We start from the raw sequence: 24,325 nt of genomic DNA, 5'->3' as shown, positions 1-24,325 counted from the left end.
AGCAGCAACTAGCTGGTATAATGAATCGGATTAACTAGTGGGCTTTCGGGTTAAAATAAATTCTTTGTTAAGCCATCGGCATCCTTTAAAGACGGTTGCTGTGAGTGTTTGTGAATCAATCATTTTTACTTCCACATCAAAATGGCTTCCTGTTTTTGGGTGAATCAACTCGCCACCAGACCAACCATTGCCATCAAAAACCAGATCACTAATCAGCAGCTGGTTCTTGCTTAAGCCAAATTTGTCTTTCCCTACAGAACTTACGTCGGCAATGCGCCCGTAATAGCGGTCTCCGCTTCGGTAGAGTTCAATACTCGATCCTTTAGCTGGAAAAAGCCAGTAACCAAGAATCTGGTCAGCCGTATGGTCTACTGAAGACTTGCCCGCGACCGGAAATAAGCAAAGTAAAAGAAGGCTTGATGCCCATGCGTAACGTCGAAATACCAGGAAAGACATTCGTTTACTGTTGGTTACAGGTTAATACAAGCGACTAATGGCAACTCAATGGATGATAATAGTGGTGGGCGAAGCACCAGTCTACTAAAATAAAAGTATATTCGTTTACTTCTGACGATTAAGTAGATTAAACTTTTTTAACCAAATGCAAATAGCCAGCATTATGCTGGCTATTTGTTAATAATCAATACTTTATACTGAATGATAGAAATTGAGTATTTTTTCGACTCTAAGTAATTTTAAGGATAAGCGCTTAGTGGCTCGCTGCTAGAAACTTTGCTTAATGCGTTCGATAAGCTTTGTGGTCGAATAACCGGGTACAAGCGCTACCGTTTCGACACGCCCCCCTCGGCTTATGACAAAATCAGCCCCAACAATGGTGGCTACGGTATAGTCATTGCCTTTCACTAAAATATCAGGTTTAACGGCCTCGATCAATTCCAGCGGGGTTGGCTCGCCAAAAAGTGTAACGGCATCCACAAATTCCAGGGCAGCCATCAAACGAGCGCGGGCGTATTCATTAACGACCGGTCGGAGTGGCCCCTTGATGCAGCTAACAGAAGCGTCGGTATTTAGACCCAGAATCAGGCGGTTGCCCAGATGCCGGGCTTTTTCGAGGTAATCGATATGACCCAGGTGAACAATATCGAAGCAGCCATTGGTAAAAACGATTTGCTGTCCTTCGGCTCGCCATTTGTCGGCCTGTTGGATAGCCTGCTCACGGGTGAGAATTTTTGATTCAGTCATGCAAAAAAGTATGTACAAATAGGCGTCTACAGTTTGATCGCTTTCGGATCATCAAGTACGTCGGCAAGCTCCGTCGTTTTGTTCCGGCGGAACAGCACAACTAATAGGCTGGATATGCCGAGAACAATAATCATCAACGTCGATACGCCATGAATAAAGGTAGCCAGCACTTGTCCGTCCTGACTGGTCAGCCCATACAGAAGCGCCACCTGTCCGACCAGTAAGTGAAAGGAGCCGATGCCGCCAGGCGTTGGAGCAGCCATCCCCAGCGACCCGACGACCAGAATGGTCAATCCGGCCAGCGGGCCAAGACCGGCGGTGGCGGGCATCGCAAAAAAGAGCGTGTAGGACATCAGGTAGTACATCGTCCAGATGAGCAGCGTGTGGAACAAAAACACACCGGGCCGACGAAGTTTACGAACGCTCAGCAAGCCTTCTAATAAGCCCGCCAGGAAGCCACTAACTTTCAGGTAGAGCGGATGACGTCCTAAGGCTTCGCGGTAGCGGTTGAAGAGAAACCAGGCTAGTAAAGCGATCCCTAGCAAAACGGCTCCGGCAAGCACCAGCAAACTCGAACCGCTGGATTCTTTCGGAAGTTTTCCCCCAAAGAATTCCATGAAGAACTGGCTCAGGCGATCAAATTCGAGTACGAAGGTAGCCGCTAGTAGTAGAAACAACATCAGCACGTCGAATAGCCGTTCGGCAACTACCGTTCCGAAGCTAACGTTGACGGGTACACCCGAAAGGCGATAAAGCGTACCACAGCGGGCTACTTCACCGGCGCGCGGGAGAGCCAGGTTGGCCAAATAACCCGTAAGGACACTAACTGTAGCGTCGAGCGAGGTAGGGCGTTGCGGAACAACAGGTTCGAGAAGGGTCCGCCAGCGTTCGGCGCGGCTCCAGTGCGCAACAATCGTGAGAACTGCCGAAACCGCAATCCATCGGTAATCGGCCGAACTTATTTTACGCCATAAATCAGCCCCGTCGAGGTGGCTTTGCTGAAACGTAAACCAAAGTAAACCGCCGGCGATGGCTAATGAGATAACGTATTTAAGGACGTTCTTAACGTTCATAATCGGTGGATAAAGCGGCTTCCTGACGGTTAAAGGTCCGACGCTGGGCCACGTTACATAAAAAACTCCGTCACAAAGTAACGGAGTTTCGTGAGAATGGAGTGCTCGCTGACAAAAGGATTAAGCTTTTACCAACCGGTTATTATCGTCCGGAAATACAACGGTTGGTTTATAAGCCTTAGCTTCTTCGGGGGTCATCATCGCATAAGCGATGATAATAATGATATCGCCGACTTGTGCCCGGCGGGCTGCGGCTCCGTTCAGACAGATGATGCCCGAACCGCGTTCGCCTTTGATGACATAAGTAATGAGCCGTTCCCCGTTGTTGTTGTTAACAATGTGTACCTGCTCATTCTCAAACAATCCGGCAGCATCCATCAGGTCTTCATCAATGGTGATACTGCCAACATAATTCAACTCCGCCTGCGTGACTTTGACTCGGTGAAGCTTAGACTTTAATACGTTGACAAACATAGTTGATCGGTGATTGCCGTTTGGGGCGGCAAGTACTGACGCTTACCTACGGCACCCCCAAAACAGCCGTACCAAGGGGTTGGTTCCACGTCATTTAGTTGACCATTAGGTAAGCAAAAGCGCCATAGCTTAGTGCTACGGCGCTTCTGGTAATTCATGTACAGAAAAGAAAATCAATAAATAGCCATCTCGGGTTCGATATCGCGCGCCCAGGCATTAATTCCGCCGTCCAGATTGTATAAATTGGTCAATCCGCCCTGCGCGTACAGATAATTAATGACATTGGCCGAACGGATACCATGATGGCAATAAACAACTACCGGTTTGTCTGTCGGAATACGCTTGCGATTATTGGGAATCATACCGACCGGAATCAGCACCGATCCTTCCAGGTGGCAAAGGTCATATTCAGGTCGCTCCCGAACGTCCAGCAGAAAAATGTCTTCGCCAAGCGCCAGCCGGTCTGCCAGTTCCTGAACCGACATTTTTAGCGGTCCCGATGCAGCAGGAGCCGGTCGGTTGGTATTTGATAAACCCTGCCGGGCCAGCTCATCCGCATCGGCCCGCCGTTTTGTTTTGATGCGTTGCTGATTCATCGTCAACAGATCGACCATCAGCAGGTGCTCGGTCAGGCTCTGGCCGATACCCGTGATCAGCTTAATGACTTCGTTCGCTTGGTAAGTACCAATGACACCGGGCAAAACGCCCAAAACACCTGTGTCATTGCAATTCGGAATCTCGATATCATTCGGGTATTCGGGAAACAGGCATCGGTACGTTGGACCCCGTTGACCATTGCCCAAGTCGGCATTGAGTACGGCTACCTGGCCTTCAAACCGGTGAATGGCCCCGTACACAAATGGTTTGCCGAGCGTGACGCAGACATCGTTGACCAGATACCGAACTTTGAAATTATCCGTACAGTCAACAATGATGTCGTATGACTCGATGATGCCGCGAGCATTGCTACCGTCAAGCGCCATCGTGTACGTATCGAACGTAATGTCGGGGTTGAGCCGATTCAGGTGGTTGACCGCGATTTTTGCTTTCGGTTTGCCGACTTCATCGGTTGTGTACAGCACCTGCCGTTGAAGGTTGCTTAGGTCTACTACATCAGGATCAATCACACCGATGGTACCAACACCAGCCGCCGTTAAGTAAAGCAGTACCGGGCAACCTAAGCCGCCTGCACCAACTACCAGTACACGGGTATTCTTGAGTCGAAGCTGACCAGCCGCGCCAATTTCTGGCAGATTCAGGTGCTTCTGATAGCGTTGTTTTTCGGCAGGTACTAACGTTGTTGCTTCCATGGTGTCAAAGCTAAGCAAACCAAATTCGATTGCTTTATTTCAACAGATTTCAGTTCGCTAAAATTGCGCTGATTTTAAAAAAAGCGAATCTATTTAGTGAACGCGCTCCTGTCTGAAAAAGCGGTCTTTAATATTCCCGCACACTAATACTGGCTTCATCGTCCTCGCCGTTGTTGTAGCCGTTGCCCGGTGTCGAATCGGGGTCCGATGGGGATGCGTCAGCGATTTGCGCTTTCAAAGCACCTGCTCCCGTGGGTTGCCAACGGATGGTTAGCGTTGACGACTGTCCCGCAGTCAGTTGACTAACATAAACCTTGTAGGTCTGGCTGTCTACCTGCGTAAAAGCCGGATTGTTAGCGAAATTGACAGAACCGTTTGGAATACTAATAAGAATCACGGCACTCGGTACGGTAGCACCACCCCGGTTGCTGACCTTGAGGGTAGCGGTAACCGTTTCCGTTTGGGCTGGCCTGACGATAACCCGGTCGGCTGCCATAGTCAGGCTAAGGTCAGCGGTTAACGCGTCGGGTTGGGGCTGATTGCTTACTACCGGCGGGAGCGTAGCCTGATCAGGGTTTGCGGAAGCCGTAAATGCGTTACCATTGTTCGGCGTACGTACGTCAACCGTCACGGCATCATCCTGGCCGTCGCCCGTACCGGAGTTAGGCTGACTATCCGGGTCTGGTGTCTGACTCGCCGACAGTTGAGCCGCCGTTGCGAACGTACCCGATTGCGTGGGCTTAGCCTGGAAGCTGATGCTGGTCGTATTGTCAGCGGTAATAGTACCGACATTGGCCGAGACGATTCCGTTGGCAAACGTTACGCCTGGCGTTATTGCACTTACAAAATCAAGACCCGCTGGTAGTCGGCTACTCAACTGAACGCCAACGGCATCTTGCGGACCTGCGTTGATGGCCGTTAAGGTGTAGGTAACCACATCGCCTACGTTTGGCGTTCGGGTGCTGGCCGTCATGGCAAGCGACACATCGGCACTACCCGAACCAACCGTTACGGTAGCCTGCCCCGCTGTCGAACCCGTACCGCAGGTATTGGCCACTGAGGCCAGTTGAAAGGTCGTTGTATTGCCTGGCGTAACCGGAACAAGATACGGATTCTGGTAGGTAGACGCTACCGACTGCCCATTGGTAAGCGTGAAGGACCACGGTGCGGGACCGGTAAACGCTACGGGCAGCAGAGCAGCTTGTCCAGCGCTTACCAGGGCATTCCCACTCAGCGTTGCCGTTGTCGGCTCACCAATCTTAACGTCGATAGGGTCCGACTCCGTCTGGCATGATCCTACTCGGCTCATAACAGAATATACTCCCGGTGAAGTAGCATAGAGTTGATAGTTTGTTGCCCCAACAATAGCCGCACCATTGAGTTTCCATTGCCAGTTGCCACCTGAGTATGTCGATGTTAGTAGGGCGCTATTGTTAGAACATAATTGCTTCTTTGATTCAGGTGTAGAAATAATTGGTCTAGCTGTTTTTCCATCACTAAAATCAACATACAATTCTTTCGATGTTCCAGAACAATCACCACTTGTGACTTTTATAGAATAGGCACCAAGCTGAGAAGCGAACAAATAAGAATTTGTAGCCCCGTTTAGCGTAGCCCCGTTTCTAAACCACTGATATTTATAGGTGTTTGTGGATGTATAATAATTGACTGATATTGAGGCTCCAGAGCATGAGGCTCCAAAAGGAGATGAATAAGAAATTACTGGTTCTATCACATTACCGATAGTTAACGATATTGGAGCTGATATAGCAGAACATAGGCCCATTGTTATACGAACCGTATAATTTCCAGACTGCCCAGCTTGAAAGTAATTGTTGACCGCGCCCTGTATATCTATCCCGTCTTTTTGCCATTGGAACTTACCAGCGTTACCTGGTTGTGCCTGTAAATAAATTTCTGAACCTATGCAGGCACTTTTAATACCATTGTTTTCAATTCTGGCGACTATTTGATCAGTTAAACTAAGGATTACAGAATTGCTATATGTTTGGCAACTACCTTGTTTTAATAGAAAATTGTATTCTCCTGGCTGATATGCGTAATAACGCTCTTTAGTTGCATCACCATCAGTAAGCGGAACACCATTACGATACCATTGGATCGAGTAATCATTTGTCAATGGTAATGCAGCGTTAATAACTTTGGAAAAAGGCGAACTGGCACAAAATAAGGAGTCATAACCGAAGCCTAAATAAGCAGAGGCATAAAGAGACCGTCCAAATTTGAAGTATGAGGAGTTCGCCGAAGCGGTACAGCCATTGTCCGTTATTCGATGAGCATATCCTCCTGTCTGATTGGCATTAAATGTGTAACTAGTGGCACCACTGATATCGACACCATCACGTGTCCACTGGTAAACAGCTGTTTCTCCTATGTAATTAGCTTGGAGCTTTAAAGGATGATCGTCGCACTGAGGTTCGTTACTGGATGCTGAGATTACATTGGTATAAATATCAGTAGAGGTAGTAAGATTGTAAGTGCTGCTTGTTATAACACAGCCTGCCTGTTTTACAATTACGGTGTATATGCCTGCCTGCTGAACTGAAAGCGTAGCAGAAGAAACATTGTTAATAGGTATGTTATTTAACACCCAACTGTAATTTTCTCCTAGTGTATACGTGTTGTTTGTTGCAAGACTAAAGGCTCGTAATGTAGTCCGGCTGCCAGAACAGATAGTGCCAGCTGTATTATTTTGTCCCGCTTCCGAACGGCGGTCGTACACATAAGCACTACTCAGATTACCAATAGCTATTGCGTCACTTTGTCCGCTTTCTACGTCAGGATTCGTGGCTATTACCTTTACGCGGTAATTAGTCCCGTAGGGTAAAGCGCTGTAGCCGCTTGCCAGAGTAGCTGAAACAGGACTGGCGGTACCAGTTCCAATTCGTTGGGCATTGGTAAAGTTGCCGTTCGCGTCCGATAGCCAGACTTCGAACCGATTGGTTGATGGGAAAGCCGGTCCGCTGGTTGAAAAAGAGACCGTGAACGTATTTCCTGCGCAAAGAGCGGCTTTTGATACGTCCGTCAAGGCAACAGTCGGTACCGTGTACGGAATCGCGAATATATCGGACGTGAAGATGCCTCGTCCGTTGGTAGCGGCTGTTACCCGCCCATCCGCAGCCCGGTAGCGCAGCTGGTTAACGCGTACATTGCCTAATCCTGCGTTCGAAAACGACCAGTTTGGGTTACTGGCCGTAATGTCGCTACTAGACCAGATGCCTACTTCTGTTCCCAACAACACCTGTTTATAATTCTTGGGGTTGAACAACACACTTCGAACGGGTATGTCGGGTAATCCGTGAAATACTTCATCCTTGCTAATCCAGGTAGAACCACCGTCGTTGGTGTACCAAACCGACCGGGCACCGTAGTTGGACAATGTTACGATTAGTTCGTTGGGGGTGGTACCAACATCGATGCTGGATATGGTGCTGTACTGCGGGAATATGTTGTTGTCAATGGCGGTCAGCGTTGGAGAGGACTGATCGAGTCCTGTTATCCGGTACAATTTGCCCGGATAAGCTCCCACGAAAAGCGCTGTTCGGTCCCGGCTAAGCTTTACAAAAGAAGGGTAATTGGTAACGCCAGTGAGGGGCAAGTAGGTCGTTGAAACAGTCGATCCGATGCCAGCGCTTCTGCGAATCCTGTAAACGCTATTGTTATAATCAACTGAATATAACGTGTTGGCAGGACTATCATAATCGGCAGAGGCCATAGCTGGGGTATTACTCGCATTAAACAGATACTGCCAGCTTGAATTAACGTATGCGTAAAAATTATTGTAGTACGAGTGAATCTGGAGGCTGGGTTCGTCTTCGTCGATAAAGGTTATACCGAATGGACTGCCCGATGTGAAAAATGTGACTCCGGGTGCTAGATCTGCCTGTGTTATCTGGTTACCACCCAGCGGGTGAGTTGTATTGAGCAGGTAAGCACTGGCGGGACTATTTCGCATAGAAACGGAATTGGTTTCTCCTGCCCGATACCCTGTATTTCTACTAGTTGTTGTAGACTGTGCAATCGCTGTATTTCCCCAGTCGGTTGACAGAAAAACCCCACCATCACTGAACACAGCAGCCATGTAATTGCCACTTTGATCGGACTGAAAAGCAAATCCATGTTGGTAGGAATAATTGTAGGAAATCCGGCTCCAGCTAGTACCTCCGTTTGTTGATCGAAACCAGTACATTCCTCCGGCGTAGACGATATTAGGATCGGTTGGACTAACCCCCAGGCTCATTGAATAATAGCCATTGCCCTCGGTAAAATGATTGATATAAGGGCTGGTGCCGTAGACTGGGATGGTCAAGTCGCTCCAGGTTGATCCGGCATTGGTGCTTTTCTTAAACCAGAGGATGTCCTGCGAATAATTGGTTGCGTTGTATTTGCGGGTTACGGCGTAAATGACCTGCCCGGCGCCACTAGTGGAAGGTGCTAAGGCCAGTTCGGTGCGTTCTCCAGTGGGTGACCCTGCTGGGGTAATATCCGTCCAGGTGGCGTCGCCCGTTGATTTGTACAGCTTAGTTGGGTAAAAGGCTGCGTAGAGAGTTCCGTCGCTCCCAATTTCCAGGTCCGTCACCCGATCATAATACGAATCCGTAGACGAACCGGGTGCTCCAATGTTTTTGGATGGGGCCAGCGTGTAATTCCAACTGTTTCCACCGTCCGTTGACTTAACTAGGCCGTATTGAGTTGCCACAAATACGTGTCCTGAGCGATTGACCACAATCCGATTGATGTAATAAAACGCTGAACTTAGCGACGAACCGCCCGGAATGGTATTGCTCAACAGGGTCCAGGATTGTCCGCCGTTTGTTGTTTTCCAGATACCACCACCGGATTGATAGTCGTAGCCATCCCCCGTGCCCGCGTACATCACCTGCGGGTTTGACGGGTCAGCGGCCAGCGCCGAGACGAAGAGGTTCGACCAGTCGTCGCTAACGGGAGTCCACGACGCATTCGCATCCGTAATGTCAGAGTTGAACCACAGACCTCCTCTGATACTTCCTGCCCATACCTTCTTGCGGGCTGGATCGTTCGGGTCGAACAGAAAAGCGCGTGTACGACCACCTGCGTTGCTGGGGCCGCGCTCCTGCCAGGTTACACCGGGAATTCCATTGGTTACAGCGTTGGGCTCCTGCTTGGCAAGCTGCGTCTGTACGGCACTAAGTCGCTCGTAGGGTACGCGTCCCAGTCCGGGATCTATAATCCGCTTCTGCTCTTCTTCGAGAAGCTCACGGAGCGTGTCGCGCTGAATTGCGTCGCGCTGAATTGCAGTCGTAGAGGGAGGATTGGTAGACTGTGCAGAAAGAGTAGTATGGACACTATTTAAGCAAAGGAAAAGCACTCCAGCCAGCAACTGGCGGCAAGTAAAAAGGGGCATAGAGTAGTACGTTACGGTAAAAAAGGTGATAAATTACTCGGCAAGTTAAGGTGCTGTTGTTACATATGCAATCGGATTAGGGATTGTAATTTGTAATGATTTACAGCGCTTTTGCCGTTCCGGTAATTTACCTATTTCGTCCGCACGCTAATACTGGCTTCGTCGTCCTCCCCGTTGCTATAGCCGTTGCCTGGTGTCGAATCAGGGTCCGGCTGGGAAACACTCGAAACCTGAGCCGACACCGTCCCTGAGCTACTAATCCGTACAGGTAAGGAAACCGTCGCATACGAATTGATAGCCACTGAACCTACCACGGCGGTAACCGTCTGACCGTTGACGAGGAACCCGTTTGAATCGGTCAGTTGCCATCCATTGGGCAGTAGTAACTGAATCGCAACGTCACTGGCCGCTAGTCCTCCCTGGTTATTAAGGGTTACGGTAAGATTAATTGATTCATTAGTGGTTACCACCAGCCGACTGACTTGTAAGTCGAGGCTCAAATCGGCTTTGTTTGGATCGGTTGAGGGCTGGTTGGACAGGACAGTTGGTAAGGGTGTTTGGTTGGGATTAGGCGATGTAATCAGAGGACCATTGGCGTTGGCGGTGCGTAGATCTACATAAGCTGCATCGTCTTGTCCGTCACCGGTACCTGAATCAGGCTGGCTATCCGGGTCTGTTACCGAGCTACTACTAATCTGAGCTGCCGTTACAAACGTGCCGGGTTGGTTGGCTTTTATACGAAACGTATACGGTATGGTTGAACCGGTAAGAATAGTACCCGCTGCGACCGTTACGGTATTGTCTACTGAACTTACCGCTGGGTTCTGCGAATCGACGAAGGTAACGAAATCGGGAAGAAGGCTTTTCGCCTGCACACCGGTAGCATCGTTTGGCCCGGCATTCGTGAGCGACACTGTTAGCGAGACGATTTGCCCGACGGCTGGCGTTCGGTTATCTACCTGCATGGCCAACGATAAGTCGGCCATATCGGGGCAGATTTGCAGCGGTAGACTAGGAGCACTGGCTACCGTCGGGTTGCTGGCTATCACTCGGATTCGGTACGTATTGCCAGCAGGCAAACCAGCGGGCAATGTAGCCTGGATAGGATTGGTATTACCTGTGCCAATATTGGTTACTGTGTAGAAGGAACCCATAGAATCGGACAGCTGAACGGTAAAGGTATTACCACTATTTACAGATCCATCGGTAACCGTAACATATACGGGAAATGAGCCGGATAAACAAGGTTGCGTCGTCGGTATATCTTCCATTGCCAGAACAGGTGGTACCGGCGGAATGGGTTCCATAGCGTAGTAGAGAATCTGCTTGCCATTAATGAAATTGACATCGTACCAAAATCCAGCCCCTGAACTGCCCTGGCGACGTACTGACAGACGATACCTTCCGGGCTCGACCCCGCCCACTCCGGCAGCGGCCGGGGGATAATTGCGGATGTAATTGAAATCGGCAAATTCGGTGTAGTCGGGTGCCTGATTACTGGGTGGAACCAAATACCAGCCTGAATCACTAAAACTACCGCCATCGATTCGTTCAAGCCGGACCTCAACGGGAATTTCGGCGCGAATCATCGCAAAAAAACCATGACTGAAGATCTCATACCGATAAGCCAGGCGTTGTATGGCGGGATCAGGTGTTCCGCCACTGGTAGCTAGCGGAATGGTAGCTTGAGATGTTGTTGGGGCTGCTGATCGACTTACCTGAAACGCTTCGCCGACTGTACCAACCGTGACTGGATGAGTGGACCTCGTACGGATTCGGTATGACCCATCAGTCAAGTCAGCAGGTAAGGTTACCGTCAGTGGGTTGGTAGTACCGGGTGCCGATTCAGACACAACCTGATTGTTGTCGGCTCGTACGATTTGTGCAACGTACTGGTTATCCAACTCGTGCGCATCCGACCGAAGAGAAGACGCCTGAATTGTCTCACCGGGACGGCGGGTTAAGGGTAATGTATATCCACTGGTAATCAGCGACGATTCATCCGTCGGCGTAAAGGGTACACTGTTTTGAAAGAAATCGGTGTTAAGACACTGCATCCACGTATCAATGAAGCGGTACATACCGTCGCCAAGCAAGTGTACATTATCGGGACGATTGGCAGAACCCGTAAGCGTATCCGTGGCGGGTCCGGCAAAAACATCGTGTACTTCGTTGATAAGTCGATTCTGAGCCGCAATGACATCAGGGTTTGTTTTGCCGTTTATGTAACTCGCCCGCGATACCATCCAGGCCAGTTGATTAAAGCCTGTCTGCTGGCGCGTTTTAGTAATAACGTAGTGAATGTTGTCGAAATAAGTTTGCGTATTGGTTGTATCATCGCTTTCGCCCTGATGCCACAAAATGGCTCGTGCTCCGGTCCGGGACACATAATGCAGCAGGGCGACACCTAACCGTCGATAAACGGCTGAGTTAAGCGTATTTCCGATGTTCCCGGCAGCCGACTGCTTCCATTCTTCGCTCGACGTGCCGCCTAATGCTGCCCCTAGAAACATGACGGGTACGTTGAGCCAGCGAACAAGCCTGTCGCCCAGAACGCTCCACAAGTGAGGAGGCTGGCTTGGGCCAATATTACTGCCGTAGCTAACATTGCTAAACCGGAATGGAAGTAGATATTCGTCAATCGTTTCCTGTCGGAAGTCGACACACGAAACGCGGTCTTCTTCGGAACCAGGCACGCGTCGGAACCCGCCATACACATTTGACTGACCTGCCAGCACAAACACTTCGCCTACGCCGACCCGGTTTACGTGGGTTTCGGCCAATAGCGTGTTGCCCATAAATGCTCGTACATCCAACCGGTACTGCCCCGTCTTGACAACAACGGATCCCCGAAACGTAGATGACGAAGGCAGAAGTGATAATGCTGTCCAGCGTGTAACCTGTCCCTGACCAATTGCCATTGGCACAAACCGTGCTTCTACGTGCGTAGCCGCTGATGGAGCCAAGCCCGTAACGATAATCGTCGCTTCTTCTGCATTATTTCGTTGATAAACTATTCGTGGAGCCGGACTTGAAACACTAAGCTGAGCAGTCAGAAGGGTAGGGTACAGTAAGACAAGGAGCAATACCATTGCCCGGCTAGATGTGTTCATATAATTAGGTTGTATTAGGTGGATGCTAATAAAAACGGCAAGTATAGAATATAGCCGCTTGACATTTATTTAAGTATACAAAATTTGCTTAAAAATTTACTTGTTGTACTCTTTATAGGTAGCTACAATAAAATCTATTCGGATAGCGGCTGCTAGTGTGCTGTTGGATCAGTAGAAATATATACCAATATACAAAAAGCGAAGGTGTGGTGCTGTGGTGCCGTCAAGTTCTTAAACCTGACGGCACCACAGCACCACACCTTCGCTTTGTATTGGCTTCGCCTGGGGCGAATTACTTTGTTGCTACCGTTTCGATCTTTAGCTCATTAAGCTGAGCCTGACTGATAGTAGACGGTGAATCAATCATCACGTCGCGACCCGAGTTGTTTTTCGGGAAAGCGATGAAGTCGCGGATTGAATCAGCCCCGCCGAAGATCGAGCACAGGCGGTCGAATCCAAAGGCTATTCCGCCGTGCGGAGGAGCACCGTACTCGAAAGCATCCATCAGGAAGCCAAACTGCGCTTTCGCTTCTTCATCTGAGAAGCCGAGCAGACTAAACATACGAGCCTGCAAATCACGGTTGAAAATCCGAATGGAACCACCACCGACTTCGGTTCCGTTGATAACGAGGTCATAGGCGTTGGCCCGTACCGCACCTGGGTCGCTGTCCAGAAGCGAAATATCTTCTGGCTTGGGCGACGTGAAGGGGTGGTGCATGGCAAACCAGCGCTGCTCTTCTTCGCCGTATTCGAGCAGGGGGAAGTCCAATACCCACAGGCTGCTAAACACGTTTGGATCGCGCAGGCCGAGCCGACTGCCCATTTCCAGACGGAGTTCGTTCAGCTGTTTACGGGCTTTGTTGGCATCACCCGAAATAATCAGCATCAGATCACCCGGTTTGGCATTGAACTGAACCGCCCATTTTTTCAGATCGTCTTCGCTATAAAACTTGTCAACTGACGATTTCAGCGTACCGTCCTCGTTGTAGCGGACGTAGATCAATCCTTTTGCGCCAACCTGGGGACGTTTGATCCAGTCGGTCAGTTCGTCGAGTTGTTTGCGGGTGTAGTGTGCACAACCCGGTGCGTTAATGCCTACTACCAACTCTGCCGAGTCGAATACGCCGAATCCTTTGCCCGATGTCAGGTCGATGGTGTCAAACGTGCCGGGACGCCGGACCGCTTTCAGTTCGGTAAACTGCATGTCGAAACGGGTATCCGGCTTATCGGAACCGTACAGGCGCATCGCATCGGCATAGGTCATCCGGGGCACTTCGGCCAGATCAACACCTTTAACGGCTTTGAACAGATGACGAATCAGCCCTTCAAACATGTTCAGAATATCTTCCTGCTCTACGAACGACATTTCACAGTCGATCTGCGTAAACTCAGGCTGACGGTCGGCGCGTAAATCTTCATCGCGAAAACACTTCACAATCTGGTAGTACCGATCAAAACCCGATACCATCAACAATTGCTTGAACGTCTGCGGTGATTGCGGAAGCGCGTAGAACTCACCCGGATTCATGCGACTTGGTACCACAAAATCGCGGGCTCCTTCGGGCGTTGACTTAATCAATACCGGTGTTTCAACTTCGATGAAGTCTTGACCGTCCATGTAAAGCCGCGTCTGCTGGGCCATCCGATGACGCAGTTCAAGATTTCGGCGAACCGGATTGCGACGCAGATCAAGGTAGCGGTACTTCATCCGCAGATCGTCGCCACCGTCGGTATCATCTTCGATGAGGAAAGGAGGTAGCTTAGCTGCATTCAGAATGTCCAGCGCCGTCACCTTAATTTCAATATCACCCGTTGGTATATTCGGGTTTTTCGACTTCCGTTCGATCACCGTTCCTGTTGCTTTCAGGACAAATTCGCGGCCCAGCGAGCGGGCAGTTGCAAAGAGTTCGGGTGCTGTCTGGCCGTCTTCGAGCAGAAGTTGCGTAATACCGTACCGGTCGCGAAGGTCAATCCACAATACACCACCCTTATCACGAATGGTCTGGACCCAGCCAGTCAGTTCGACCGTCTTGTTAACGTCAGTAAGGCGGAGTTCTCCGCAGGTATGCGTTCGAAGCATTTCTAATGAGCAAAAGAGTGATAGAGGAAAGAGCGAATGAACAGGCAGAAACTACGTCCTGAATCAGCTATTCGGTTCCTTTCTTTTAATAGAATGCCGCAAAGGTATATACTTTACAGGAACTGGACAGTCGCTCATTCACTCTTTCGTGCTTTCTCTTTTATTTCCGATAATCCAGCGCTGGTTTTCTGTTGCCAAGTAACGCTTCGTACTTAAAATCGGCCCCGCGTTTCTGAACCCATTCGGCACGGGCTTTCTCGATGAGAGCAGGCGTTTTGTATAAGTCGAGAGCCGTTAGTGCGATAGTTTTTGCCGCTACGAGCATACCTTTCTGACCGATACTCATGCCACTGGCGGCTGTCGATTGCCAGCTGTGTGCCGACGAACCTGGTACCCAGGTTGCGGTTGACAGACCAACGGTAGGAACTACCCAGCTTACATCGCCAACATCGGTTGATGCACTGCTGGTTGTTGTTTCGGATGCGGTACGAAAATCGTTGACGTTGGCTGCGCTTTCGATGGGGATTTTTGGGCCGTTGAACGTTTGACTGATCTTGTTCGCGAACGCTATTTCTTCGGGCGTGTAGTTGACACCACCAACAGTTTGCAGGTTCTGGTGCATTACTTCGGCCAGTGTAACGTTGGGCAATAGGTTGTAAACGCCACCCAGCACTTCCCATTCAACCTGCGTACCTGTACCTTTTGCGGCTCCTTCGGCGGCATTTTCAATGCGTTTCCAAACGCTTTGCAGGATGTCGCGGTCTTTGTGACGAGCGTAATAATAAACTTCGGCAAAAGCTGGAACTACGTTGGGCGCTTCACCACCGCGCGTGATGACGTAGTGAATACGCGTGTCGGATGGGATATGCTCACGCATCATGTTGACCATATAGTCCATGGCTTCGACGCCATCTAGGGCCGAGCGTCCCCGTTCGGGTGAGGCCGCTGCGTGAGCCGCAATTCCCTTAAAGCGAAATTTGGCATTTTTATTCGCCAGTGACGTACTCGCGTCGGCTGCATTCTGCGCGCCAGGATGCCAGTGCAACACAACATCAACGTCCTTGAACAAGCCTTCACGCACCATGTAAACCTTACCCGAACCCCCTTCTTCGGCAGGGCAGCCGTAAATTTTGATTGTTCCCGAGTGACCCGAGCGTTTTAGCCAATCCTTTATTTCGGTAGCAGCCGCAACGGAAGCCGTTCCAAACAAATTATGACCGCAACCATGTCCGCCTTTCTGTCCCTGGATGGGTGTAAAATCAGGTTTCGCTTCCGTCGCCAGACCGGGCAGCGCATCGTACTCACCCAAAATACCGATGACAGGTTTGCCTGAACCGTACGTCGCCACAAAAGCCGTTGGGATACCCGCTACGCCTGTCTGCACCTCAAACCCTTCTTTTTTCAACTGTTCTTCGAGCAACTGAGCGCTTTTCTCTTCCTGATACCCTAACTCGGCAAAATCCCAGATCTGCTTGGAAATTCCGGCGTATTCGGGGAATCGCTTATCCAGATCAGCAATGACCGTTTTCTTATCGGCATCGACAGCTGAGGAAGCCGCTTTTTTGGGCTTTGGTTGTGCCACCGCTAGGAAGGGTAACAATAAAGCCGTTGTGAGAAATTGTGTTTTCATAGGTATGTATTCTGATGATTGGGTTACAAGCCGATAAAAATAAGGCAAAAAGGGGAAGTGGCCAATTTTACCTAAATACAGTTATCTTTATCGCTTACTATTCAGAAGTGAGTTTACCGTGCTTAATCAGTCCCAATTAGCCTCATACAGCCAAAGACTCAAAAAACTTAAACAAGGCGGTACCCGTTACGGCAAGGCTCCCCATAAACCCGTTTTGTTGCTTACTCTTTTTGAGTTAATCGAGAAAGGCTTCCTAACCGACAATTGTGTAAAAGTCACACCTGAACTGGTGGCGACGTTTAAAGAAAACTTTGCGTTACTGGTCAAGACAGCGCACAAGGATGATTTCACCCAGCCGCTTTTTTACTTGCAGAACGATGGGTTCTGGTTCCTTAAAACGAAAGCAGGGCCACGCTTAGATACGTATATTCGGAGTTTTCAGACGCTCAACGACCGGTTGGGTTACGGGTATTTCTCCGACGATCTATTTCTACTACTAAACAACGAGTCCGCTCGTCTTTATTTGAAGAAGGTAGTACTTGATCAGTACTTCGCCGAAACCAAGGCCGAATTTACGCGGGTGAAAAACACAAAGTACAGCTATGTTCTTGATCTGGAAGCCGACCTGTTAAACGAAAAAGAAGTATCATACACACCGTCGGCGGTTGTTGATGATGAAGAAATACGGTTCGTACGGGGCGGCTTGTTTAAGAGACTGATTCCAAAAGTATATGACTTTACGTGTGCCATTTCAAGAATGAAAGTGATTGCCACAGATGGTTCGTCTTTGGTCGAAGCCTGCCATATTGTGCCAATTAGCATTTCCGGTGACGATAAGGTAACCAATGGGATCGCTTTATGCCCTAACCTGCATACGGCTTTTGACCGGGGTATGATCAGTGTAGACGATGGCTTTCGGGTGGTCGTGTCCCCATCCCTGGCTGACAACACAGAAAGCACTTACAATTTAAAGCAATTTCATGGTCAACCCCTGCGGTTGCCGTTTGGAGAAGTACATTACCCTAAAATTGAATGTTTTCAGTGGCATATGAAAACAAGGTTTAAAGGGTAGTATAGCATAAAAAAAGTGCGTCGCTTCGGGGAAGCGACGCACTTTTTGGAACGAACGGCCAATTAGAATTTATCGGCTCGGTAGGGGTATTTGTTAAATATCAGGTTGATGGCTTCGCGGATTTTACCTTGCTGACGATCGAAGCCGTTGTTGGACGTTAAACCCGACGCCAGACCCTGCCAAACAGCCTGATCGGTTTTTGTATCAATAAGATTGATCAGAATGGTACCTGCTTCTACTTTAATGTCCTGCTCATCACCCAGCGCCTGAACTTCATTGGAACTAAAATAGTCTGAACCTGCACTTGTGTAGCCCTTTATTGTTGTTGGCTTGTCGAACACTCGGAAGTTAACAATCAGATCGGGCGCCTGCCGATTGAATTTGTAACCCCGGCCATCCATAGCGAAGCCGACGGCTTCCCGAATCTGTTTCTTCAAAACCAGGTCGTTTAGGAAATAATAGCCTGGATCGAGCTTGCTATCCACCTGCGATGCCCAAACATAAGACTTGTAGCGACTAAAATCCGTGTTTGGTTTGGTTTCGCTGTTTACTGTGACATTTTGAGCCTGCGTCAGACTGGTTGCCAGTCCCAACAGGGCGATAAAAAATAACCGTTTCATATGCGTTGACTTTTATTTTAGGATTATGACCCTTCGTATAAATAACTAATGCAACGAATATGGGTTATTAAAAGGCTCTTAAAGGTTGTTGTTTGGCAATTTATCGACATGTCCGTTAGACAATGGTGCGTAGATGATAGTCAGGTCCTGTCGGGCAACATGGCGATAATTTCGTCGGTGGTCGCTAGTTCGCCGATGCGGGGGAAAATGTATGTCAGGCTGTTATGATGGGCAGCGGCCACTGTATCCGTCATGGCGTCGGTGGCGAAAGTAAGGTTATAGCCACGCTCATTTGCCGAACGAGCCGTTCCTTCCACACCAATGCTGGTTGAGATTCCCGCCAAGACGATACCTGTTACGTTTAGTTTCTGTAATTCTTCGTGCAGAGAGGTGTTGTAGAAGGCATCCCAGGTTTCTTTCGTGATCTGGACGTCATCGGGTTCTGGTTTGATTGGCTCCACAATATCGAAAAAGCCTGCTGCCCGCATTGTGTCGAGCGCCTGTTGCTGTCCGGCAGCGTCTTTAGGAAAATTGCTTTTTTCGGAACGAACGAGAGATGCTGGTGCGCCAATCGGTTCGACGTGAACCACTACAACCGGCAATTGCGCCTGACGAAAAGCCGCTTTTAGTCGGGAAGCATTATGAATGATCATTGGCGTCGGATGCGCTTTATCACCGTTGACGATGCCTTTCTGGAGATCGATTAGAACGAGAGCGGTTTGTTTATCAAGTGCCGTAAGCATACTAGGTTAGCTGTTTTTTCGAATTCAACCCGACCCTGACTGGTTGTGTTCAGGAAACCGCTGGCTCTTCCCGACTCGTTTTGACCGGGATACAGTTTTGGTTTCGCTATAAAAACAAAGAGCCGTCAACGGTTCGCTGACGGCTCTTCGAACAAATAGACTGTAGCTTACTTACCACCACCAACTTTGCCCGCCTGACCAGCTTTGGCCGTTGGAGCCGGGTTTTTGACGTATTTATCCAGCCAGCCGTTCATCTCCCAAAGCATGTGTAACAACGACTCTTTAGCCGTGTAACCGTGGCTTTCGTAGGGAAGGAATACCAAACGAGTTGTGGCACCGAAACCTTTCAGCGCGTTGTAATATCGCTCGGACTGAATGGGGAACGTGCCGGTGTTGTTGTCGGCTTCGCCATGTACGAGCAGCAAGGGCGTTTTCACTTTGTCGGCGTTCATAAAGGGCGACATTTTGTTATACACGTCGGGAGCCTGCCAGTACGAACGTTGCTCGTTCTGGAACCCAAACGGTGTTAGCGTCCGGTTGTAAGCACCGCTGCGGGCAATACCACCTTTGAATAGTTTGCTGTGCGTCAATAAGTTGGCGGTCATGAAGGCTCCGTACGAGTGACCACCCACACCGACGCGGCTCGAATCAACAACACCCAGCCGAACACCTTCGTCGATGGCGGCTTTGGCACTGGCAACTAGTTGCTCAACGTATGTATCGTTCGGTTCTTTGTCGCCTTCGCCCACGATGGGGATGCTGGCATTGTCCAGAATAGCGTATCCCATTGTCACAAAGGCAGCGGCTCCCCAATAGCTAATCCGGTTGAACTGGTAAGGCGAACCCGATACCTGACTGGCGGCATCTTTGCTTTTGAACTCGGCGGGGTAAGCCCACAGGAATGTTGGCAAAGGGCCCTGCTCTTTCTTATAGCCAACGGGCAAATAAAGCGTAGCCGTCAAATCGACACCATCGGCGCGTTTGTAGCGCAACTGCTGTTTCTGAATCCCTTTCAACTGTGGATAAGGGTGTGCAAAAGTCGTTACCTGAATGGGGGCAATACGGGCTTTCAGATTACGCACAAAGTAATTCGGGTTCTCGTCGGGGGTTTCGCGCGTGGTCAGAATTACTTGTTTAACAGCATCGAGCACGGCAACAGGACGCTCGAAATAAGGAGACGCTGAGCGCCAAAGCTCACGATTTTGTTTAGTTTTCAGGTTAAGCAGACTTACGAATGGACGGTCGCCTTCGGGCGATGCACCCTGTCCGTTGACCATCAGAATCTCACCGCTAGGCAAAATATTCAGCACCTCGCGACCGTACTGATTGTGTTTCGTATCCGGCTGACCCGGATTCGTATAACGGTCTTCGTACGAACGATCAAAGAGAACCGTTGTCTGCCAGTTAGCAGGATTAACCGTCTTGGTAAGGCTTTTCCGGTTCTGCCACCAACGTTCGGTAGCCAATGCGGTTGATTCATTACCCCAGTCGAAGTTTTCGAAGCGGTACTGAGCGGCATAGATTTCTTTGGGTTGGGCCGAGAACGGTGCGTCAACCAGATAGACCTTATCCCGAATGTCGGCTTTCACCTTGGGGTCACCATTGTCCTGCGCCACTGTGTAGTAGACAGATGCGGGAGCATCGGCGCGCCAGGTAAACTCGCGTGGGCCAGTTGGCGCACCGTCGGGGCTGTAGGCTACAGTTTCCTGTAAGGGGCCGTCGTTCAAAGTTTTGACCAGTGATCCGGTCATGGCGTAGATCTCCGTTTTGAGCGGGAAGCGATAAACCGGAACCAGATACGAAAACGGCGTATGAACCGTTTCGACCATAACGTACTGACCATTCGGCGAAGGTTCTGCCGAACGAATAATACCGGCTTGCCCGATGTTGGTCGTTGAGCCGTCCAGTCCCACCCGAACCACCTGAGCGGTTGTGTAATAAGCAAATTGCTTTTCGTCGGACGGATTTTTGAGCAGATCCTGATACGTAGGAGCCTGCCCGCGTTTACCGCCAACGTTTTCCTGTGTGGTTGGTCCAGCCGGTACCCGGCTAACTTCAGGTGCTGCACCACGCCCGGCTGGTATGGCTTTAGCGATAAGGCTTTTGCTGTCGGAAACCCAGTGGAACGGTACACCCAGCGTAGCATTGAGCGCTAACGTACCCACTTTTTTTGCGGAAGCCGTTGCTACATCGGCGATGTACAGATCAATTTGGGTATCGGTCGAATTGGCAAAGGCAATTTTCGTATCGTCGGGCGACCACTGGACAAAACTAATCAGCGGATTAGCCGGAAGGCCCGTTATGGCTTTCTCATCCTTGTCCATCAACTTCTTGAGTTTCAATCCCGTGATGTAGCGCGCCCGGCTGGGACCATTGTTGGCTGGGTTCATGCGCAGCCCCGCTAATTTTAATTCAGGTTGGGCAAGCTCGGCAATGCTTGGGGCGGAAGCCTGCTCTAGAATAAGCATAAGATCACCCTTGGCCGACATGCTGACCGTAGGCGTCAGCGGGGCTGTTACCAGATCAGCCAGGGCTTTGGGCGGAGTCTGATAAGTTGGCGCATCCTGAGCGTATCCGAAAATCGGAATCGTGACCGCCAGCGCAAGCAGGAGCCGGCGGCTTTTTCGATGAACAGAGAGGTTGTGAAGCATAAATAGAGGTTGTTTTCGGTTAACAAAGGCTCTAAAGATACGCTGAAATCCAATGGTATTAGAATCAAAAAGGCTGTTTTGACGCACCTATTTGTTGGAATGACTTTTGCGCAGTAAATTATGTACCTTCGTTGACGCTTCTTACTTCTGGAATTCCTACAATGAATAACGCTGTGGATAAGTCGATTCTAATAAAGTAATGAGATTAATTGTCAGGGTGTTATTTATATTTGACGTTATCGTAAATGCCGACTATAAATTCTGTAGATCTGCAATTTTCTGAAATTCTTGATGCGTTGCCCAATTCTGTAATCTGGTTGCGGGCTATTCGTAATGACAGCGGTCAGGTTGTTAATTTTCGAGTCGATTACGCCAACAAGAAAGCAGAAGAATATAGTGCAGGCAAATATCAGGTGGCCATTGGAACGCTTCTGCTCAATGACAGGCAGGACCAGGCGCTTATTGCCCAAACCATATTTACAAGTCTGTCAACTATTGTCGAAACAGGCAAGCCTACCGAGGAGGTCTACTTCAATACGATTCTGAATGGATGGTATCTGACGGACCGGAGTAAATTGGGAGACGGAGTCCTTAGCGTCACACGCGACATTTCACCGTTGAAGGAAGCCGAACAGGACAAAAACAAACAGACAGAACTGCTGCAAACTATTCTGGATACCGCCCTGAACAACATATTCGTTTACGAAGCAATTCGCGACGAGGTTGGTCAGGTTCAGGATTTTCGGGTACGGTTGGCTAACGCAGTAGCTCGTCAGGATGTGATGAACCGATATGGCAAAGAAGTCTTGGATAATAGCCTGCTTGACTTACGGCCACATTCGCGGGAGACCGGTCAGTTTAACCTCTTCTCGCAGGTAATCGAAACCGGACAGCCCTTGTTTGCCCAGCACTACTATCCTGATGTAAAAGAATGGTACGATACATCCATTACCAAATTAGGAGACGGATGCGTTGTAACGGGCATCAATATCACGCAGCAAAAAGAAGATGTGTTGCAATACAAGCAGTTGTCGGACCTGCTTAACAGCGTACTCGACAATTCGACCAACGGTATTATTGCCTACGAAGCCGTGCGGGACGAATCCGGGCAAATTGTTGATTTCAAGTTTATAGCGGTCAATAAGGCGGCCTCGCTGCTAGCGCGTAAAACAGCAGACGAACTAATCGGGCAATCGATGCTGGACGTTTTTCCTGGTAATCTTCAATCAGGGATGATGAACATGTATGTCCATACGGTCGAGAGTGGTGAGCGGACCAGTATGGAAGTTCATTACAACTACGATGGGCTTGATATGTGGATTCATGCTTCTGCGCTCAAGCTGAACGATGGTTTTGTCGTTACGTTTTCGGATATATCGGAAGAAAAACAAATCCAGCGTCAAATCCGGCAATCGGCGGATCTGCTGCAAACGGTGATCAATAATTCACCGGCGGCTCTCGTCCTCTACGAACCGATACGGGATGAAAACAACGTTATCATTGATTTTCGCTATAAACTGGCGAATCCTATAGCCGCTACCGCCACTGGCCGACCGTTAGACTACATGCAGGGAAACACGCTCTTTACGATGTTTCCGGGTTCCGCGCAGAAAGGATTCTTCGACCACTTAAAACAGGTATGGGAAACGGCTGAAACGAAGCAGTACGAACATCATTTCTGCGACGACGGTGTCGATTTGTGGGCGGCAATCACAATGGTCAAACAGGAAGACGATGTGCTGACTGTTTTCCAGTACATCACCGACATAAAACGGGCGCAGCAGGAATTGGAGCGGTCGCGGGCCGAATTGCAGACGGTAATCGATACCTCCCAGACGGGGATCTTTCTTTTTAATCCGGTACGGGATAAAAGCGGGGAAGTCGTTGATTTTCGCTTTCAGACGGCTAACCGGCAATTAGCCTCTTACGTCGGGCAAGAACCCAAAGCGGTTATCGGTGCGCTCGGTAGTACCTGGTTTCCCGATTACAAGGACAACGGCATGTTCGACTTGTATAAAAAGGCGTATCAAACGGGCGAAACGCAGCGGTTTGACTTTCATTACGACGGGGGCGGTATCGACGCGTGGCTTGATATTCTGGTAACCCGAATGGGCGATGAGGTGCTGGTGACCTTCGGTGATTACACTCCGCTCAAGCAGCTTCAGCAGCAGTTGGAAGCGTCGGTAGTCGAGTTACAGCGCTCTAATCGAAATCTGGAACAGTTTGCTTACGTAGCCAGCCACGACCTTCAGGAGCCTCTACGAAAGATTCAGGCATTTGGCGATATTTTGCAAACCCAGTATGCTCCAATTGTTGGTGAAGCAGGGGCCGACATGATTCAACGAATGCAGTCGGCTGCCGCTCGGATGCAGGTGCTGATCAAAGACGTATTGACGTATTCGCGGGTCTCGAACAGGGGTGAAGTGCATGTGCCCGTCGATTTGAGTACCGTTGCTCGTGAGGTTATCAACGATCTTGAAACGGTCATTGACGATAAAAAAGCCCTGCTGACTGTTGGTTCGTTACCCACCATTATGGGCGATGCGCTTCAGCTACGACAGCTAGTGCAAAACCTGATCAGTAACTCGTTAAAGTTCGCGAAGCCAGATCGATTACCCGAAGTAACGATAATGTCAGAAAAGGTTCGTGGTCGCGAATCCGGCTTTGTTGTATCACCCACGGATAGTAATCGGCTATTTTATCTGGTTACCATCACTGACAATGGCATTGGATTTGATCCCCAATATGCTGAGCGGATTTTTCAGGTATTTCAGCGTCTGCACGGACGCAGCGAGTACCAGGGAACTGGAATTGGACTGGCTATAGTACAGAAAGTTGTCGAGAATCATTATGGCTATATCACGGCGACCGGGCAACCGGGTGAAGGGGCTACTTTCCGACTATTGCTGCCCTCTCCCTCAAATTAAAGACTTAATCAACGGCTTCTTTCGT

Annotated in this window: 14 protein-coding genes; 2 read left to right on the top strand and 12 right to left on the bottom strand. The window is 49.6% G+C overall.

The window, feature by feature from the left end:
* Nucleotides 1–30: 30 nt before the first annotated feature.
* The 9 genes from LQ777_RS20330 to LQ777_RS20290 form a co-directional block, all read right to left on the bottom strand.
* Nucleotides 31–456: a DUF2147 domain-containing protein gene (locus LQ777_RS20330; RefSeq protein WP_232559773.1), complete on the bottom strand. Its 426-nt coding sequence runs from the start codon at nt 454–456 to the stop codon at nt 31–33.
* A 267-nt stretch (nt 457–723) separates the two neighbouring features.
* Complete coding sequence (gene rfaE2, locus LQ777_RS20325) at nt 724–1,203, bottom strand: D-glycero-beta-D-manno-heptose 1-phosphate adenylyltransferase (protein ID WP_232559772.1); 480 nt, start codon at nt 1,201–1,203, stop codon at nt 724–726.
* A 26-nt stretch (nt 1,204–1,229) separates the two neighbouring features.
* Nucleotides 1,230–2,276: a lysylphosphatidylglycerol synthase transmembrane domain-containing protein gene (locus LQ777_RS20320; RefSeq protein WP_232559771.1), complete on the bottom strand. Its 1,047-nt coding sequence runs from the start codon at nt 2,274–2,276 to the stop codon at nt 1,230–1,232.
* A 120-nt stretch (nt 2,277–2,396) separates the two neighbouring features.
* Nucleotides 2,397–2,750, bottom strand: coding sequence for an aspartate 1-decarboxylase (panD, locus tag LQ777_RS20315; RefSeq protein ID WP_232559770.1), 354 nt, complete (start codon nt 2,748–2,750; stop codon nt 2,397–2,399).
* A gap of 173 nt (nt 2,751–2,923) precedes the next feature.
* Nucleotides 2,924–4,060 (bottom strand): molybdopterin-synthase adenylyltransferase MoeB, encoded by a 1,137-nt coding sequence (gene moeB / locus LQ777_RS20310; RefSeq protein WP_232559769.1) that lies wholly within the window; start codon nt 4,058–4,060, stop codon nt 2,924–2,926.
* Nucleotides 4,061–4,187: 127 nt separating this feature from the next.
* On the bottom strand, nt 4,188–9,464 hold the full coding sequence (locus LQ777_RS20305) for a hypothetical protein (protein ID WP_232559768.1): 5,277 nt from the start codon (nt 9,462–9,464) through the stop codon (nt 4,188–4,190).
* A gap of 131 nt (nt 9,465–9,595) precedes the next feature.
* Nucleotides 9,596–12,577: a sialate O-acetylesterase gene (locus LQ777_RS20300; protein WP_232559767.1), complete on the bottom strand. Its 2,982-nt coding sequence runs from the start codon at nt 12,575–12,577 to the stop codon at nt 9,596–9,598.
* A 292-nt stretch (nt 12,578–12,869) separates the two neighbouring features.
* Complete coding sequence (gene aspS / locus LQ777_RS20295; RefSeq protein WP_232559766.1) at nt 12,870–14,657, bottom strand: aspartate--tRNA ligase; 1,788 nt, start codon at nt 14,655–14,657, stop codon at nt 12,870–12,872.
* Nucleotides 14,658–14,817: 160 nt separating this feature from the next.
* Entirely contained in the window at nt 14,818–16,287 is a 1,470-nt protein-coding gene (locus tag LQ777_RS20290) for an amidohydrolase (RefSeq protein ID WP_232559765.1), read from the bottom strand.
* Nucleotides 16,288–16,504: 217 nt separating this feature from the next.
* On the opposite strand from LQ777_RS20290, the gene LQ777_RS20285 reads away from it, so the two are divergent.
* Complete coding sequence (locus LQ777_RS20285) at nt 16,505–17,359, top strand: HNH endonuclease (protein WP_232559764.1); 855 nt, start codon at nt 16,505–16,507, stop codon at nt 17,357–17,359.
* A 62-nt stretch (nt 17,360–17,421) separates the two neighbouring features.
* Here the strand turns inward: LQ777_RS20285 and LQ777_RS20280 are convergent, their stop codons facing one another.
* From LQ777_RS20280 to LQ777_RS20270, 3 genes are all read right to left on the bottom strand, one after another.
* Nucleotides 17,422–17,979 carry a DUF4136 domain-containing protein gene (locus tag LQ777_RS20280; protein WP_232559763.1) on the bottom strand — a complete coding sequence of 186 codons (558 nt, stop codon included), beginning with the start codon at nt 17,977–17,979 and terminating at the stop codon, nt 17,422–17,424.
* 140 nt (nt 17,980–18,119) lie between these two features.
* Nucleotides 18,120–18,722 (bottom strand): isochorismatase family protein, encoded by a 603-nt coding sequence (locus LQ777_RS20275; RefSeq protein ID WP_232559762.1) that lies wholly within the window; start codon nt 18,720–18,722, stop codon nt 18,120–18,122.
* Between the two features lie 167 nt (nt 18,723–18,889).
* The gene (locus tag LQ777_RS20270) at nt 18,890–21,373 is read right to left on the bottom strand and encodes a S9 family peptidase (protein ID WP_232559761.1); all 2,484 of its coding nucleotides are present in this window, start codon (nt 21,371–21,373) and stop codon (nt 18,890–18,892) included.
* Between the two features lie 245 nt (nt 21,374–21,618).
* Here LQ777_RS20270 and LQ777_RS20265 point away from each other — a divergent pair, with 245 nt between their 5' ends.
* Nucleotides 21,619–24,300, top strand: a complete 2,682-nt coding sequence (locus LQ777_RS20265; RefSeq protein WP_232559760.1) for a PAS domain-containing protein — start codon at nt 21,619–21,621, stop codon at nt 24,298–24,300.
* The last annotated feature ends 25 nt before the right edge of the window (nt 24,301–24,325 follow it).

This window comes from Spirosoma oryzicola (assembly GCF_021233055.1).
In the GTDB taxonomy this organism is placed as follows: Bacteria; Bacteroidota; Bacteroidia; order Cytophagales; family Spirosomataceae; genus Spirosoma; species Spirosoma oryzicola.
The sequence above is the reverse complement of the archived record's forward strand: the minus strand, read 5'-3'. Positions and strand labels throughout refer to the sequence as shown.